Raw genomic sequence first — 16,939 nt, forward strand, 5'->3', positions numbered from 1 at the left:
CGCCAAAAGGATCGAATTGGAGTGCGCGGCAGTGTTCCCTTCCCCTTGTGGGGAGGGTTAGGGTGGGGTCCTCTTCGCAAGAAATCCGTGTCCTACCCCGCTCTCAGTCCTTCCCATGCCGTGAATACCGAGACCGCAACCAGGAGCAGTCCGGCTGCCCGGCCGGCAAAGGCGGTCGCCTGGGGATTGGCGACCAGCAGATTTCGGCTGCGGCCGGCGGTGACGGCGAGCCCGCCATAGACGGTAAACTGCATGGTGATCGTCATCAATCCCATGATGGACGCCTGGATCCAGATCGGACCGTAGGCCGGCTTCAGAAATTGCGGATAGACCGCGAAGACGAAGAGATAGGCCTTTGGATTGATCAGGCAGATCACCAGCCCCTGGCGAAACGCCTTCCATGCGGAACGGCTGCCGGCAGGCCCCGCAGCGCCGACCCTGATCGAGCTGCGCATCAGCGACAGGCCTATGAAGGCCATGTAGGCGGCGCCGGCAATCAGCAGCGGATTGTAGAGGATCGGCACGAAATGCATCAGCAGGCCGACGCCGAGCGCGCCGTTCAGCGTGTGTACCATGCCGCCCAGCATGATACCGCCGGTCGCGGCAAGTCCCCTGTTGCCGCCACCGGTCAACGCATTGGCAAGCACGAAAAGCATGTCCATGCCCGGCACGATGATGATGCCGAACAGGAGGAGACAGAAGAGCCAGAGATTTGCCGCGTAATCCATGTCAGTTGCCTGTCGCTTCGCCGGCCAGGCCGCAGCGGAATGTGTTGATTCTCAACCCGATAGGCGCTCCTATAGAACAGCCCAACTGACGATGGTGTGTCAGTTGTCATCGGAAACCCGGGTGAAAAATGCGAAAGGCGTCACGCCTGTTCGAGATCATCCAGATCATGCGGTTGGCGCGGCAGCCGGTAACGGCGGCGACGATTGCCGAGCGGTTGGAAGTCACGGTGCGCTCGATCTATCGCGATATCGCGGCACTTCAGGCGATGCGCGTGCCGATCGAGGGCGGGCGTGGCATCGGCTATATACTGCGCCCCGGCTTCGACCTGCCGCCGCTGATGTTCTCGATCGAGGAGATGGAGGCGATCGTCCTGTCGCTGGCGCTGCTGGAGCGAACAGGGGACAGCGAGCTCAAGCAGGCGGCCAAGCGTGTCAGTGCCAAGATCGCCGGTGCGGTGCCGCCACCCTTGCGCCAGGCGTTCGATGCCAATGCGCTGCATGCGTGGGGGTTCGCCGCGCCTTCGACCGGCGCGATCGATCTGGCCCTGGTGCGCCGCGCCATCCGCGACGAGGAGAAGCTCGACATCTCCTATCGAGACGAAATGGGCCGCGCCTCCGAGCGGCTCGTCCGCCCGATCGCCCTGATCTACTACGCCGAGACCGCCAATATCGTCGCCTGGTGCGAATTGCGCCAGGCGATCCGCAATTTCCGCAGCGACCGGATCGAGGATTGCCAGGCGACGGGGCTACGGTTCAAGGGCGAAGGCGACCGGTTGCGGCAGGTCTGGGTAGACGGGTGGGAGACGAATGCCTCGAACGCTGGCTAAAAGCGGCCAACGCAAAGCGAATGCCAGAAGCGGACCTACCTCACATCCACCCAGCGCTTTTCCTCGAACGAGCGCGCCATCGCGTGCACGGTGCGCTCGATCTCCAGTCCTTCGGCGAATTCGATGAGCCGCGCCGGCTTGCCGGCAAGCCGCGTCAGCAATTCGTGGCACTCGATGATCTTGAGATCGTTGAAGCCGAGGCCATGGCCTGGCGCCGGCAGGAAGGCGTCGTAGGGCTTGTGGTGCGGCGCCACAAGGATGGTGCGATAGCCTTGCTCGGTCGGGCGGTCGGCGGTGACATAAAGCTGGATTTCATTCATCCGCTCCTGATCGAACAGGATCGACCCCTTCGATCCGAATATCTGGATGGCGATGCGACCCTTGCGGCCCCAGGCCGATCGGTTGACCAGCAACGTGCCGGCGATGCCGTTCTCCAGATGCATCAGCACGCTGGCAATGTCGTAGGTCTCCACCACACGGCGGCCGCCGCTGGCCACCTTGCGATCGGCATAGGGTTTGGCCATGTCGCAAATGACGCTGGCGACACGGCCGAACAGGGCGGAAACTAGCGACAGTGGGTGCACGGCGAAATCGTCAAGCGCGCCATAGCCGGAAGCCGCTTCGTGCTTCCAGAAAAACAGCGCTTCGGGATCGGCCATGAAATCCTCGTCCATCTCGATGCGCAGATGGTTGACCTCGCCGATGATCTTCTCGTCGAGCAGCGTGCCGATGTGGCGGATGGACGGGCTCTGGATGTAATTGTAGCCGAGGGCCGCGACCTTGCCGGACTTTTTCGCCGCCGCCGCCATCGCTTCGGCCTCGGCAAAACCTGGCGCCATCGGCTTCTCGCACCACAGATGTTTGCCGGCTTCCAGGATGGCGATGGCCATTTCCGGGTGGAACTGGTTGGGCGTGGTCAGCGAGACGATGTCGACCTCCGGGTCGTTGACGACGGCGCGCCAGTCGCCGGAGGCCTTGGCGAAACCGAACTCGGCCGCCTTGCGCCGGGCAAGCTCTTCATTGACTTCGCCGAGATGGACCAGCCGCGGCTTGGCGACATCGGGAAAGACGGCGCCGACCGCGCTCCATGCAATGGCGTGACACTTGCCCATGAAACCCGTGCCGATGAGACCGACTCCGACCATTTTCAGTTTCTCCACTGCCTGAAGCGCTGCGTGGATGAATTAATCCATTTTCTCTTGGAATGGAATGTCTGCCTCATTTTTTGTGGTGTTCTTGCGCAGGCTCACTATGATGAGGCACAGAGGGACGCTTCACGCATGAGCTTGGACAGAGCGACGATGGACGAACGGGTACCTCGCGACTTCGAGACGCTGCGCGCAACGATCCTCGATCGGCGCGAAAGCCTGCCCAGGCGCATCGCCCAGATCGCCGCCTACGCGCTCGACAATCCCGACGACATTGCCTTCGGCACCGCCGCAAGTATCGCCGCTTCGGCCGGCGTGCAGCCGTCTACCCTGATCCGCTTTGCCCAACAGCTCGGCTTCGACGGGTTCACCAGCCTGCAGCAGGTATTCCGCGAGCGGCTGCGCGAGCGCAATTCGTCCTACGACGAAAGGCTGCAAGCCTTGCGCGCCAAGGCCGAGGGCGCCGCGGGCCACCGGGCGATCTTCGACGGCTTCGTCGCCGCCGCCAGCACCTCGCTCAACGACATCTCGCGCACGCTGGACGACACGCATCTGGAAGACGCAATTTCGCTGCTGGCAAGGGCGGAGACAATCTACGTGCTGGCCAAACGCCGCTCCTATCCGGTGGCGTCCTACATCGCCTATGCGCTGGGCAAACTGAAGATCCGCAACCAGCTGATCGAATCAGCCGCCGGCCTGAATGCCGAGATGATCGGTTTCGCCACTCCGGCGGATGCCGTCATCGCCATCTCCTTCTCGCCCTATGCGCCGGCCACCATCGAGGAGGCGCGCAGCATTTCGGAACGGGGCGTGCCTATCGTCGCCATCACCGACAGCTCGTTTTCGCCGCTTGCCCAGTTCGCCAAGGTCTGGTTCGAGGTTGCCGAGGCCGATTTCGCCGGCTTCCGCTCGCTGTCGGCGACGATGGCGCTGGCCATGGCGCTGACCGTCGGCGTCGGTGAGAAGCGAGGCGACACGGGCCGCAAGCGCAAAAGTTAGAGAATTTCTGCCGAAGCCTCGCCTGCCGCCGAAAGCCGCGCTGCGTCGCGCGCGGGCGGCAAGCCGAACTGGCGGGCGTATTCGCGGCTGAACTGGGAAGCACTCTCGTAGCCGACGGCGAAGGCGACGCTTGCAACATTGCCTGGCTGGGCGGCCAGCAAATGGCGGGCTTCCAGGAGCCGGATTTGTTTTTGATACTGGATCGGGCTCATGGCCGTCGCCGCCTTGAAGTGGCGGTAAAATGCAGCGTTGCTCATATGGGCGATTTCGGCCAGATCGCTGACCCGGACCGGCTCATGGCAATGTGACCAGATCCACGCGATCGCCTGGCCAATCCGGGATAGATGGCCGTCGGCGCGCGCAAGCTGGCGAAGCTTTGCGCCCTGGGGGCCTTGCAGCAGCCTGAACAACATCTCGCGTTCGAGCATGGTCGACAGCACGGGAATCTCACTTGGCCGGTCGAGCAGCCGCATTATTCGCCGCAATGCGTCGAGCAGATCCTCATTGACGGGCGAGGTGGAGAAATTGTCTCCGCCGAGTGCCGGCTCGTGCTCGACGAGAAGAGCGGCAATGGCCTGCAGATCGAGGGTAAAGCCGATTGCCAGGTAGGGATGTCTGGGGCTGGCTGCCACCAACTGGCTGATGGTGGGCGTGTCGACGGTGTAGATGAAATAGCTGGCGGGATCATAGCGGAGGGTCCGGTCTCCGATCAGGACCGTTTTCGCGCCCTGCAGCACAAACAGGATTCCCGACCCCCATACCCCCGCCATTGGCGCCGTGGCGACTTCGCTGCGGCCGATCGAAACGCGGGGGATCGCCGTTGTCGTTCGTCGCCCGCGCGCATGACGGCCGGCGATATCGATCAGCTCCTGCAGTGCCTCGCTCATGGCATCAGCATCGCGCGTCCATCGTGGCCGCGCAACCCATATGAGAGGATTAGGCAAAAGCCGAAGAGTTTTCGGCGCGCGGCATTCCTCATAGGACGCCATCTCTGGGTCTTCGACATGGAGAGATGGAGAACCCAAATGACGAAATCGAAAACCGCCGTGGTGACAGGCGCCAACAAGGGCATCGGCCGCGAGATTGCCCGGCGTTTGGCGACGATGGGCTTCAAGGTGTGGCTTGGCGCCAGGAATGCCGAGCGCGGCATGGCGGCAGCGCAGGAATTGTGCAGCGAAGGCCTCGACGTGCAATGGCTTGCGCTGGATGTCACACAGGACGAAAGCGTCGCGGCGGCCGCCAGAACTGTCGAGGCGGAAAGCCCTTGTCTCGACGTGCTGGTGAACAATGCCGGCGTCGCCATCAACTACGAGCTGCCGCCGAGCCAGCAGCAGCTTGCCGATGTCAGGGCGACCTATGACGTCAATGTCTTCGGGCCGATCCGCGTGACCCAGGCTTTCCTGCCGCTGCTGCTTGCAGCGCCGGCCGCCCGCATCGTGATGGTGAGCAGTTCCACGGGATCCATCGGGCGCGCGCTCGATTCGGGCACGCCGAACCAGTCGGTCAACCTGATGGGTTATGGCAGTTCCAAGACGGCCCTGAACGCCATCACCGTCGCCTTCGCCCGCGAACTTGCGCCACAAGGCATCAAGGTCAATGCAGCGGCGCCCGGCTATACCGCCACCGACCTGAATGGATTTAGAGGCCACCGCACCGTGCAGCAGGCGGCCGAGATCGTCATACACCTGGCGACCTTGGCTGCCGATGGTCCGAACGCCGGGTACTTCAACGACGATGGCCCGCTGCCATGGTGAGCGGAGCCAGGCCGGCCAAAGTGTCTTCCCGAACGCGACACCTGGTGGCACTTTTCGCCGAAGGAACGCTCATTCCATATTGACTATGGATTGGAATTATTATTTCATATTCCCGGCACCACGCTGCCGCTCGCGCGTGTTACCCAACAATGTTGTTCATGACAACAAGGCCGACGGGAGGTTCCAATGAGCGAAGCCGTGGACGCGAAACAGGCGCCGCTCGACGTGATCACCATCGGTCGCGCGTCCGTCGACCTCTACGGCCAGCAGATCGGCTCGCGGCTGGAGGATATCACCTCCTTCGCCAAGTCGGTCGGCGGCTGCCCGGCCAACATTTCGGTCGGTACGGCCAGGCTCGGCCTGCGTTCTGCGCTGTTGACCCGCGTCGGCGACGAGCAGATGGGCCGCTTCATCCGCGAGCAGCTGACGCGTGAAGGTGTCAATGTCGACGGGCTGAAGACCGACAAGGAGCGGCTGACGGCGCTAGTGCTGCTCTCGGTCGAGGACGAAGGCGTCTCGCCGATGATCTTCTACCGCTCGGACTGCGCCGACATGGCGCTGGCCGAGGAGGATATCGACGAAGCGTTTATCTCTTCGGCCCGCGCGGTCGTCGTCACCGGTACGCATTTTTCCCGGCCCAACAGCGATGCCGCGCAGCGCAAGGCGATCCGCATCATGAAGGCCAAGGGCGGCAAGGTGGTGTTCGACATCGACTACCGGCCCAATCTCTGGGGTCTTGCCGGTCATGCCGAAGGCTTCGAGCGCTATGTCAAATCGGACCGGGTCTCGGCCCAGTTGAAGACGGTGCTGCCCGATTGCGACCTCATTGTCGGCACCGAGGAAGAGATCATGATCGCGTCGGGGGCCGATGATTGCCTGAGCGCGCTGAAGGCGATCCGCTCGCTGTCGTCCGCCACCATCGTATTGAAGCGCGGCGCCATGGGCTGCATCGTCTATGACGGACCGATCAGCGACGATCTCGAGGACGGCGTCGTCGGCAAGGGGTTCCCGATCGAGATCTACAATGTGCTCGGCGCCGGCGACGCGTTCATGTCCGGCTTCCTGCGCGGCTGGCTGGGGGGCGAAGACCATGCGACGGCGGCGACCTGGGCCAATGCCTGCGGCGCCTTCGCCGTGTCGCGGCTGCTCTGCGCGCCGGAGTATCCGACCTTCGAGGAGCTGCAGTTCTTCCTCAAGCACGGCAGCAAGCATCTGGCCTTGCGCAAGGACGAGGCGATCAACCACATCCATTGGGCGACGACGCGCCGGCGCGACATTCCCTCGCTGATGGCGCTCGCCTGCGACCACCGTGTGCAGCTCGAGGATGTGGCGGCGAAAGCTGGCGCCAATCCGGCGCGGATCGAAGAATTCAAGGTGCTGGCGGTCAAGGCGGCAGCGAAGGTCGCCGCCGGCCGCGACGGCTATGGCATGCTGATCGACGAGAAATACGGCCGCAAGGCGATGTTCGAATTCGCCCGCCATCCCTTCGCCTGGCTCGGGCGGCCGGTCGAACTGCCGGGATCGCGGCCGCTGCGCTTCGAATTCTCGCAGGACATCGGCTCGCAGCTCACCGAATGGCCGGTCGATCACTGTATCAAGTGCCTGTGCTTCTACCATCCCGACGATCCGGCAGCCTTGAAGGAAGAGCAGCAGCAGAAGCTGCGCGCACTGTTCGAAGGCGCGCGGAAAGTAGGCAGAGAACTTCTCATCGAGATCATCGCCGGCAAGCATGGCAAGCTGGACGACACGACGATCCCGCGCGCGCTGGAGGAACTCTATGCGCTCGGCATCAAGCCCGACTGGTGGAAGCTCGAGCCGCAGGCGTCGAGCGGTGCCTGGGCCAAGATCGAAGCCGTCATCCTGAAGCACGATCCGTGGTGCCGCGGCGTCGTGCTGCTTGGGCTGGAAGCGCCGCAGGACGAGCTGGAAGCGGCTTTCGCAGCCACCGCCAAGGCGCCGATCGTCAAGGGTTTTGCCGTCGGCCGCACCATCTTCGTCCATGCGGCCGAACAATGGCTGGCCGGCAAGATGTCGGATGACGAAGCTATCGCCGACATGGCGCAGCGCTTCGAACAGCTGACTGAAGCGTGGCTTGCCGCGCGCGGCCGCAAAGCGGCATAAGAAGCGCGGCACAACGACTGCGGAGGAGACACCATGAGCAAGACAATCCGCCTGACGATGGCGCAGGCGCTGACCCGCTTTCTCAGCAAGCAGATGATCGAGATCGACGGCAACAAGGTCCCGATCTTCGGCGGCGTCTGGGCGATCTTCGGCCATGGCAACGTCGCCGGCATAGGCGAGGCGCTCTATCAGGTGCGCGACGAATTGCCGACCTTCCGAGCCCACAATGAGCAGGCGATGGCGCATGCTGCGATCGCCTACGCCAAGGCCAACTTCCGCCGCCGCTTCATGGCCGCGACGTCTTCGATCGGTCCCGGCGCGCTCAACATGGTGACGGCCGCGGCGCTCGCCCATGTAAACAGGTTGCCCGTCCTGTTTCTGCCCGGCGATGTCTTCGCCAACCGCATTCCCGACCCGGTGCTGCAGCAGGCCGAGGATTTCTCCGACGGCACAGCGACGGTCAACGACTGCTTCCGTCCGGTGTCGCGCTATTTCGACCGCATCACCCGGCCGGAGCAGATTATTCCGGCGCTGAGCCGTGCCATGGCCGTGCTGACCGATCCGGCCGAGTGCGGCCCGGTGACGCTGTCGCTCTGCCAGGATGTGCAGGCCGAGGCCTATGATTATCCCGAAAGCTTCTTTGCCGAGCGGGTCTGGCACCAGCGCCGTCAGCGACCGGACCGCCACGAATTGGCCGCCGCGGTCGCGGCTCTGAAGGGAGCAAAAAAGCCGCTGGTGATCGCCGGCGGCGGCGTTCTCTATTCCCAGGCTTCGAACGAGCTGGCGAAATTCGCGGAAAGCGCCGGCATTCCGGTCTGCGAGACGCAAGGCGGCAAATCCTCGCTCCCGGACGAGCATCCGCTCAACATGGCGGCGGTTGGCGTCACCGGCACTTCCGCCGCCAACCGGCTGGCCGAAGAAGCCGACGTCGTGCTTGCCATCGGCACACGCCTGCAGGATTTCACCACTGGCTCATGGGCGCTGTTCAAGAACTCGGGCAAGACCATCATCGGACTCAACGTGCAGCCCTTCGACGCCGGCAAGCACCGCGCGCTGCCGCTGGTCACTGACGCGGCCGAGGGTTTGGCCGAACTCGGTGCAGCGCTTAAAGGTTGGAAGGCGCCGGCGACCTGGACAGACAATGCGACCAGCGGCAAGACGGCCTGGCAGGCTGAGGCGGCCAAGGTGACGGCGTCGACCAATGCCGCCTTCCCGTCGGATGCTCAGGTGATCGGCGCCGTGCAGCGCGCGATGGGCTCTGGCGTGACGCTGTTGCATGCCGCCGGCGGTCTGCCGGGCGAGTTGCACAAGCTCTGGCAGGCTGGCGCGCCTGGCTCCTATCACGCTGAATACGGCTTCTCGACCATGGGCTACGAGATTGCCGGCGGGCTGGGCACCAAGATGGCGAAGCCCGACGAAGAGGTCGTCGTCATGATCGGCGACGGCTCCTATCTGATGCTGAATTCCGAGATCGCCACCTCGGTGATGCTCGGCCTGAAGCTGACCATCGTGCTGCTCGACAACAGGGGCTATGGCTGCATCAACCGGCTGCAGATGGCGACCGGCAGTGCCAACTTCAACAACCTCCTGAAGGACGCGCGTCACGAAGTCCTGCCCGATATCGACTTCGCCGCGCATGCGGCGAGCATGGGGGCGATTGCCGAAAAGGTGCCGTCGATCGCCGGATTGGAAAACGCTCTGGAAAAATCCACGAAGAACAACCGCACCACGGTGCTTGTCATCGACACCGACCCGCTGGTTTCCACCGATGCCGGCGGTCACTGGTGGGATGTGGCGGTGCCGGAAGTATCGGCGCGGCCGCAGGTTAACGCGGCGCGCAAAGCCTATGATGAGAAGCGGCAGATGCAGACAATCGGCGATTGATGTAACGCGGCCAAGCCCCTACCTCCGCCTTGTGGGGAGGTCGGACCGAAGGTCCGGGTGAGGTCCGGCGCCGCACCCCCACCCCGCTGCTTCGCAGCGACTTGCCGGAGCGAGCCACGGGTCTCGCCCGTCCTTCGGACCCCCACAAGGGGGAGAGTGAATACGAACTGAAACTGGAGTGACGACTTGAAAGCCAAACTGGGCATGTCCCCCATTGCGTGGTGGAACGACGATCTCGCGGAACTCAGCGATGACGTGTCGCTGGAGGAGTGCTTGCTCCAGTCGCGTTCGGCCGGCTTCACCGGCATGGAAATGGGCCGGCGTTTTCCCAACGACCCCGATGTCATGCTGCCGATCCTCAAGGCAGCAGACGTGACGCTGTGCGGCGGCTGGTTCTCCGGCACGCTGGTCGATGGGGGGATGGCTGACAATAAGGATCGCATCCAGCCGATGATCGACCTGTTCAAGGCGGTGAACGCGCCTTGCATCGTCTATGGCGAGGTCGGCCGCTCGATCCAGGGCGACCGCTCCAAACCGCTGGCCACCAAGCCGAAGCTGTCGGACGACGAGATGAAGGCCTATGCGAAGCGCCTCACCGAATTCGGCGAATGGTGCGGCGAGCAAGGCATGCCGCTGTCCTACCACCACCACATGGCGGCGGTGGTCGAGACCGAGCCGGAGCTCGATGCCTTCATGCGCTATTCGGGCGAAGGCATTCCATTGCTGCTCGATGCAGGCCATCTGGCATTCGCCGGCGGCGACGTGCTGCGCGCCATCGACAACCATCATAAGCGCATCAGCCATGTTCATGTGAAGGACGTGCGCATGGGCGTGATCGAGAAACTCGACCGCACGAAACAGTCCTTCCTCGACGCGGTGGCGCTGGGTGCCTTCACGGTACCGGGCGACGGCTCGCTGGATTTCGGCGCCATCGTGCAGCGCTTTGCCGACCATGGCTATGAGGGCTGGTTCGTGGTCGAGGCCGAGCAGGATCCGAAGAAGAACCCGCCGCTCAGGATGGCGCAGGTCGGCTACAAGGAATTGATGCGCGTCATGACCGCCGCCGGCTACACGGTCGAAACGCAAGGCTTTCCAAATGTCTGATCAAGGGAGGCCTGATGCGATGGGTTCCCGGCGAAGCCGATTGCTGTAGATTGGCCCGATGAAAGATTACGAACACCCCTTCTTCCGGCCTTTGTGGCGGCGTGTCGCCGTCGTCGCGGTCTGCGTCATCTGGTCGATCATCGAGTTCGCCACCGGCACGCCGTTCTGGGGCGTCATCGCGCTTGGTTTCGCCGGCTACGCCGTCTGGCAGTTTTTTTACCTCTACAAGCCCGCGGACGAGGGCAAGGCCGAGGCCGAACCGAAGGAGTGACAGGGATGTCGAAGCTGCTGGTGAAGGCCGACAAGGGCCATGGCCGCGTCGCCCATGTGACGCCGGAGAACGCAAGCTGGAGCTATGTCGGTTTCGACCTGCATCGGCTGCGGCCCGGCGAGAGCGCTTCCGGAAAAACCGATGATCGCGAAGTCTGCCTGGTGTTCGTCACCGGCAAGGGCAACGCGAGAGCCGGCGGCAAGGATCTCGGCCTGCTTGGCGAGCGCATGTCGCCCTTCGAGGGCAAGCCGTGGTCGGTCTACGTTCCGCAAGGCTCCGACTGGTCGGTGACGGCGGATACCGAGCTGGAACTCGCGGTCTGCTCGGCGCCGGGCCTTGGCGGCGGTCTGCCGGTGCGGGTGATCGCACCGGACGATCTCGGCCAGGAGGTGCGCGGCAAGGGCACCAACACGCGCTACGTCACCAACATATTGCCGGAGGGCAAGCCGGCCGATTCGCTGCTGGTGGTCGAGGTGATCACGCCCGGCGGCCATACGTCGAGCTATCCGCCGCACAAGCATGACCAGGACAACCTGCCCGACGAATCCTATCTCGAGGAAACCTACTATCACCGGCTCAGCCCACCGCAGGGCTTTGCCTTCCAGCGCGTCTACACCGACGCCGACAAGAATGGCCACCGCGCGCTCGACGAAGCGATGGCGATCGAGGACGGCGATGTCGTGCTGGTTCCCAAGGGCTATCATCCCTGCGCCGCCTGCCACGGCTACGACCTCTATTATCTCAACGTGATGGCCGGGCCTAAGCGGACGTGGAAATTCCACAATGCTCCTGAGCACGAATGGCTGATGAAGGCCTGATCGATCGTCTCTTCCGGGTAAAGCTGTTGGTCCAACCCGAAAAAAATGCCGGCTAAGGACCGGAAGGCTCGATTTGCCTTCGAAAACCCTTCAAAGCTTCGTCAATCCGTCATGGAAATCACCTATGGCAACGGGACTGACGAGGACTTCCTAATGCGCTACGCCCTCTATTTCACCCCCCGGCAGGACGAGCCACTGGCGCGGATCGCCGCCAACTGGCTTGGCCGTGACCCATTTGGCGGCGCGACAAGGCCGGCCGAGGCGGTGGCCGACCTGTCGGCGGCGGAGGTTGCTTTCCACACAGCTTCGGCGCGCCGCTATGGTTTTCACGCCACGCTGAAAGCCCCTTTCCGCCTGGCCGCCAGCGAAACCGAAGCCTCGCTGCGCGCCGCACTCGACCATTTTGCCGAGGCGACGCCGGCGGTGAGCATCCCGCGTCTCATCGTCAGCCAGATCGATGGCTTCTTCGCACTGGTGCCGGACGGCCCGCTGCCTGCGCTCAACCGCTTCGCCGATGATGTGGTGCTCGGCTTCGACCGGTTTCGTGCGCCGTTGACCGAGGCAGAAATCGAGCGGCGCAGCCCGGATTCGCTGAAGCCGGCCGAGTTCCGCAATCTCTGCCAATGGGGCTACCCCTATGTCTTCGAGACCTTTCGCTTCCACATGACGCTGTCCGGCCGAGCGGGGCCACAGGAAAGCCCTCGTTTGCGCGCAGCAATCGACAGTCTGTTTGCGCAGGTGCTGCAACAGCCGCTGCTGGTGGATGCGCTGACGCTGTTCGTCGAAACCGAACCGGGCGCACCGTTCATGGTGCTCTCGCATCACGCGCTCGGGCGCCGCCCGGCTAGAAAAACCGCCTGAACAACCAAGGACTGCCTGAAATGACCGCCGAGACTGTTCTCCACAACGCCCGCATCGTTCTTGCCGACGAGATCGTCGAGGGTTCGCTGGTGCTGCGCGACGGCTTTATCGCCGGCATCGATGCCGGCACCAGCCAAACCGGCGGGAGCATGGCCGGCGAGGATATGGGGGGCGACTACATCATTCCCGGGCTGGTCGAACTCCATACAGACCATCTCGAAGGCCACTACGCGCCGCGGCCCAAGGTGCGCTGGAACCCAATCGCCGCCGTGCTCGCTCATGACGCGCAAGTGGCGACAGCCGGCATCACCACCGTGCTCGATGCCTTGCGCGTCGGCATGGACGAGGATGCCGACCTGACGTCGACCGACATCCGCAAGCTGGCCGATGCGATCGAGGACAGCGTACAGCAGGATCGTCTGCGGGCCGACCATTTCATCCATCTGCGCTGCGAGGTTTCGGCGCCGGACTGCCTCAAGGCGTTCGCCAATTTCGACGGCGACGAACGGGTGAAACTGGCATCGCTGATGGACCATGCGCCCGGCCAACGCCAGTTCGTCAATCTCGAGACCTATGCCTATTATTACCAGCGCAAGCTCAAGCTGACCGATCGCGACTTCAAACTGTTCTGCGAAAAACGGATGGCGGAATCGGCGCGCAATTCGGTACCGAACCGGGCGGTGATCGCCGCCGCCTGCCATGAGCGCGGCATCGTTTTGGCCAGCCATGACGACGCCACCCTTGGCCATGTCGGCGAAGCGATCGAACAGGGCGTGCGCGTCGCCGAGTTCCCGACCACGGAAGAAGCCGCCAGGGCCTCGAAAGAGGCCGGGCTCGGCGTGCTGATGGGTGCGCCCAACGTCATGCGCGGCGCCTCGCATTCGGGCAATGTCTCGGCCCGCACGCTGGCCAGCGATGGCCTGCTCGACATCCTGTCGTCCGACTACATTCCCTTCAGCCTGATCCAGTCGGCGTTCTTCCTCGGCGACGTCGTCGACGGCATTTCCCTGCCGCAGGCGGTCGCCATGGTCTCGAAGAACCCGGCCGAAGCGATTGGCCTGACCGACCGCGGCGTCATCGAGCAGGGCCGCCGCGCCGACCTGGTGCGCGTACGCGTCGACGACCATGTTCCGGTCGTGCGCACCGTCTGGCGCCAGGGACGCCGGGTCGCATGATGGTGTCCGCGTTGATCGAGCGTGAATTGTCGGCCGAGATGTTTCCGATCCGTGACGGCGTCTTCGTCGCCGTCGTCGGTCCAAGCGGCGCCGGCAAGGACACGGTGATCGGCTATGCCCGCACCCGCTTTGCCGACGAGACAAGGCTGGAGTTCGTCCGCCGCGTCATCACACGACCGAGCGATGCCGCCAGCGAGGACCACGACACGCTGGCCGACGCCGCCTTCGCCGAGGCCGAAGCCGATGGCGCCTTCGCCATTTCCTGGGAGGCGCATGGCTTGCGCTATGGCATCCCGGCCGATGTCGACTGGTCCGTCGCCAATGGCCGCGTTGCCGTGGCAAACGTGTCGCGCGCGATCATCCCGGTGCTGCGCGAGCGCTATGCCAATCTGGCCGTGGTCGAGATCACCGCCTCGCCCGACGTGCTGGCAGAGCGTCTGGCGATGCGCGGCCGCGAGTCACGCGGCGAAGTGCTGGCGCGGCTGGCGCGAAGCGCCAATGTCACTCTGTCCGGCCCTGGCGTCACCTCGATCGACAATAGCGGCCCGCGCGACGCGGCCGGCGAGCGCTTCGCCGAGGTACTGCGCAAGGCGATGGCCTTTTCCGATATGTCGGGACTGATCTAACCTGCCTCGAGCCCGGCCTATTCCGCGGCCGCACCAGCGGCGCTTTTGCGAGTGGCGTCGACCATCAGCCGCCGTTCCCGGAACACGCCCCATTGCTGGTCGACCAGCACACCGATGAGGATGACGCCGCCCATCACCGCGAAGTTGAGCGAGGACGGGATGCCGAGCAGGTTGACGAGGTTCTGCAACTCCTGCAGCAGCACCGTGCCAAGGATGACGCCGATCAGCGAGCCCTCACCGCCGCGCAGCGAGAAGCCGCCGAGCACGGCGGCCGCGATGGCGTAGAGTTCGTAGAACTGGCCGTGGCTGGCCGGCGAGATCGAGCGCGTGTACATGGCGAAATAGATCGCCGACAACGCCGTCAGCACGCCGCAGATGACGTAAGCGGCCATGACGACGCGGCCGGTGCGGATGCCCGAATATTTCGCCGCCTCCTCGTTCTTGCCGATAGCGTAGAGATAGCGGCCGAAAACTGAGCGGTGCAGCACCACCCACATGACGATGGCGATGACGATTAGCGCGATAAAGCTGTTGGGAACGCCATATGAACGTCCGGCGGTGAGGAATTCGAGGTTCGGGAAATTCTGGCCGAAGGCAAAGCCGGCGGTGCCGTCGGCGGTGTAGAAGCGGGCGACGCCGCGATAGATCAGCAAGCCGCACAGCGTGACGACGAAAGGCTGCAGCTTTAGCCGCGTGATCAGCCAGCCATGCACCAGGCCGATGATGGCACCGAGGAACAAGATCAGCACGAAGGCCAGCGGCCAGCCCACCTCGCGCACGGCGATGAAGTCGATGAACAACGTTCCCAGCAGCGCAACCACCGAGCCGACCGACAGTTCGATGCCGCCGGTGATGATGACGAAGGCCTGGCCGATCGACAGGATGCCGAACAGGCCGATCAGGTTGGAAGTGTTGGCGAGATTGATCGGCAACAGGAAGCGCGGATTGATGATCGCCACGATGGCGCCGACCACCAGGATCAGGATCAGCAGGCCGAGATCTTTCTTGCTCATCGTCTTCTCCCCAATGCCCGCCCTAGAGGGTTCCGGACCGGAACCCGTGGCAAAACAAAAAATTATTTCGGTTGCTTGCCCACCGCCAGCAGCAGCACGTTTTCCTGGCTGAACCGGTCCTTGTCGAGAATGCCCGAGATCTGGCCTTCATGCATGACGGCGATGCGGTCGGACACGCCGATCACCTCTTCCATGTCGGAGGAGATCATCAGCACGGCGACGCCGGCATCGGCCAAAGCGCGCATCAGTCCGTAGATTTCCGCCTTGGCGCCGATGTCGATGCCACGCGTCGGCTCGTCAAGGATCATTACTTTCGGATTCATGGCCAACCATTTGCCGAGCACGACCTTTTGCTGGTTACCGCCCGACAGTGTGCCGGTGCGCGTCTGTACGGACGGCGCCTTGATGCCGAGATCCTTCTTCTGCTTCTCGGCGGTGGCAATCTCGGCACTTGTGGACACCAGCGAGCGGCGCGCATGTGCCGGCAGATTGGGCAGCGAAATATTCTGGGCGATCGACAGGTCGAGCAGGATGCCGGTCAGCTTGCGGTCTTCCGGCACCAGGAAGATGCCATGCGCGACGGCATCGGCCGCCGAGCCCAGCACAAGCGGCTTGCCGTCGAGCTCGAGAGTGCCGCCAAGGCTTGAGTCTATGCCGAAGAACACCCGCGCCAGCTCGGTGCGGCCGGAGCCGACAAGGCCGGCAAGGCCGAGGATTTCGCCGCGCCTGACGTCGAGATCGACCGGCCGGCCGGGATAGGCAGGGGTGCGGATGGCCTTGGCCGACAGGGCTGTGGCGCCGGGCGCGCGCGCGGCCTCGGAGGCCTTTTCGCGTTCCTTCAGCATGCGGCCGATCATCAGCTTGACCATCTGGTCATGGCCGATGTCGCTCTTCGGCAAGGTGCCGGCCAGCATGCCGTCACGCAGCACGACGACGCGGTCGGCGACGCGCTCGACTTCGTGCAGGCGGTGCGAAATGAAGATGACGCTGATGCCATCGGCCTTCAGCGCTTTGATGACGTCGAGCAATTTGTCGGTCTCGGCGAGCGGCAGGCTCGATGTCGGCTCGTCGAGGATGACGAGCCGCGCCTCGATCGACAGCGCCTTGGCGATCTCGACCATTTGCTGCTGCGCCAGCGACAAGGTCGCAACCGGTGTGTCGGCGGAAAAATTGGCGCCGACGCGCTTCAACAGCGGCGCCACCATGGTGCGCAGCTTTGCGCGGTCGACGAGCTTGAACGGCCCGGCGCGCAACGGCTCGCGGCCGAAGAAGATGTTGGCGGCGACATCGAGATTGTCGAACAGATTGAGTTCCTGGTGGACGAAGGCGATGCCCGAGCCCAGGCTGGCTTCGACGGTCAAGCCCTTGTGGGCGGTGCCGTCGACCGTGATCGTGCCGGCGTCGGGCGTGGTGACGCCGCCGAGGATCTTCATCAATGTCGATTTGCCGGCGCCGTTTTCGCCAACGAGGCCGATGACTTCGCCCGGCCTGACCTCCATGGAGAAGCCATCGAGCGCGACGACGCCCGGATAGGTCTTGCGCACGTTCTCGAGGCTGAGGAACGGGGTGGTCGTAGCGATGGATGTGTCGGAATAGTTCATCATGCCTGA

16 protein-coding genes are annotated in these 16,939 nt (G+C 63.8%); 11 read left to right on the forward strand and 5 right to left on the reverse strand.

Going from position 1 to position 16,939, the window contains the following annotated elements:
* Positions 1–92: 92 nt before the first annotated feature.
* Complete coding sequence (locus tag NKI20_RS06660; RefSeq protein WP_352829251.1) at positions 93–728, reverse strand: LysE family translocator; 636 nt, start codon at positions 726–728, stop codon at positions 93–95.
* Positions 729–856: 128 nt separating this feature from the next.
* On the opposite strand from NKI20_RS06660, the gene NKI20_RS06665 reads away from it, so the two are divergent.
* Entirely contained in the window at positions 857–1,555 is a 699-nt protein-coding gene (locus tag NKI20_RS06665) for a helix-turn-helix transcriptional regulator (protein ID WP_352829253.1), read from the forward strand.
* A gap of 35 nt (positions 1,556–1,590) precedes the next feature.
* On the opposite strand, the gene NKI20_RS06670 is transcribed toward NKI20_RS06665, so the two are convergent.
* Positions 1,591–2,700: a Gfo/Idh/MocA family protein gene (locus NKI20_RS06670; protein WP_352829255.1), complete on the reverse strand. Its 1,110-nt coding sequence runs from the start codon at positions 2,698–2,700 to the stop codon at positions 1,591–1,593.
* A gap of 156 nt (positions 2,701–2,856) precedes the next feature.
* On the opposite strand from NKI20_RS06670, the gene NKI20_RS06675 reads away from it, so the two are divergent.
* Entirely contained in the window at positions 2,857–3,702 is an 846-nt protein-coding gene (locus NKI20_RS06675) for a MurR/RpiR family transcriptional regulator (protein ID WP_352829392.1), read from the forward strand.
* On the opposite strand, the gene NKI20_RS06680 is transcribed toward NKI20_RS06675, so the two are convergent.
* Positions 3,699–4,589, reverse strand: a complete 891-nt coding sequence (locus NKI20_RS06680; protein WP_352829257.1) for an AraC family transcriptional regulator — start codon at positions 4,587–4,589, stop codon at positions 3,699–3,701. The genes NKI20_RS06675 and NKI20_RS06680 overlap by 4 nt on opposite strands.
* 138 nt (positions 4,590–4,727) lie before the next feature.
* On the opposite strand from NKI20_RS06680, the gene NKI20_RS06685 reads away from it, so the two are divergent.
* The 9 genes from NKI20_RS06685 to phnN all read left to right on the forward strand — a co-directional run bounded on the left by NKI20_RS06685 (position 4,728) and on the right by phnN (position 14,316).
* Positions 4,728–5,456 (forward strand): SDR family oxidoreductase, encoded by a 729-nt coding sequence (locus NKI20_RS06685; protein ID WP_352829259.1) that lies wholly within the window; start codon positions 4,728–4,730, stop codon positions 5,454–5,456.
* Between the two features lie 186 nt (positions 5,457–5,642).
* The gene (locus tag NKI20_RS06690) at positions 5,643–7,577 is read left to right on the forward strand and encodes a bifunctional 5-dehydro-2-deoxygluconokinase/5-dehydro-2-deoxyphosphogluconate aldolase (RefSeq protein ID WP_352829261.1); all 1,935 of its coding nucleotides are present in this window, start codon (positions 5,643–5,645) and stop codon (positions 7,575–7,577) included.
* Between the two features lie 33 nt (positions 7,578–7,610).
* The gene (gene iolD / locus NKI20_RS06695; protein ID WP_352829263.1) at positions 7,611–9,461 is read left to right on the forward strand and encodes a 3D-(3,5/4)-trihydroxycyclohexane-1,2-dione acylhydrolase (decyclizing); all 1,851 of its coding nucleotides are present in this window, start codon (positions 7,611–7,613) and stop codon (positions 9,459–9,461) included.
* 186 nt (positions 9,462–9,647) lie between these two features.
* Positions 9,648–10,565, forward strand: coding sequence for a myo-inosose-2 dehydratase (iolE, locus tag NKI20_RS06700; protein WP_352829265.1), 918 nt, complete (start codon positions 9,648–9,650; stop codon positions 10,563–10,565).
* 58 nt (positions 10,566–10,623) lie between these two features.
* Positions 10,624–10,836 (forward strand): hypothetical protein, encoded by a 213-nt coding sequence (locus NKI20_RS06705; RefSeq protein ID WP_023761908.1) that lies wholly within the window; start codon positions 10,624–10,626, stop codon positions 10,834–10,836.
* A 5-nt stretch (positions 10,837–10,841) separates the two neighbouring features.
* On the forward strand, positions 10,842–11,654 hold the full coding sequence (gene iolB / locus NKI20_RS06710) for a 5-deoxy-glucuronate isomerase (protein ID WP_352829267.1): 813 nt from the start codon (positions 10,842–10,844) through the stop codon (positions 11,652–11,654).
* A gap of 153 nt (positions 11,655–11,807) precedes the next feature.
* Positions 11,808–12,515 (forward strand): DUF1045 domain-containing protein, encoded by a 708-nt coding sequence (locus NKI20_RS06715; protein ID WP_352729425.1) that lies wholly within the window; start codon positions 11,808–11,810, stop codon positions 12,513–12,515.
* Positions 12,516–12,535: 20 nt separating this feature from the next.
* Positions 12,536–13,690, forward strand: a complete 1,155-nt coding sequence (locus NKI20_RS06720; RefSeq protein ID WP_352829269.1) for an alpha-D-ribose 1-methylphosphonate 5-triphosphate diphosphatase — start codon at positions 12,536–12,538, stop codon at positions 13,688–13,690.
* The gene (gene phnN / locus NKI20_RS06725) at positions 13,687–14,316 is read left to right on the forward strand and encodes a phosphonate metabolism protein/1,5-bisphosphokinase (PRPP-forming) PhnN (RefSeq protein WP_352829271.1); all 630 of its coding nucleotides are present in this window, start codon (positions 13,687–13,689) and stop codon (positions 14,314–14,316) included. Before NKI20_RS06720 ends, phnN begins: the two co-directional genes overlap by 4 nt.
* A 17-nt stretch (positions 14,317–14,333) precedes the next feature.
* Here phnN and NKI20_RS06730 read toward each other — a convergent pair whose 3' ends face one another.
* Positions 14,334–15,329 carry an ABC transporter permease gene (locus tag NKI20_RS06730; RefSeq protein WP_352829274.1) on the reverse strand — a complete coding sequence of 332 codons (996 nt, stop codon included), beginning with the start codon at positions 15,327–15,329 and terminating at the stop codon, positions 14,334–14,336.
* Between the two features lie 62 nt (positions 15,330–15,391).
* A complete protein-coding gene (locus NKI20_RS06735; protein WP_352829395.1) occupies positions 15,392–16,930 on the reverse strand; it encodes a sugar ABC transporter ATP-binding protein in 1,539 nt (512 codons plus the stop codon).
* Between the last annotated feature and the right edge of the window lie 9 nt (positions 16,931–16,939).

It is taken from the genome of Mesorhizobium sp. M0830, assembly GCF_040319965.1.
Taxonomy (GTDB): domain Bacteria; phylum Pseudomonadota; class Alphaproteobacteria; order Rhizobiales; family Rhizobiaceae; genus Mesorhizobium.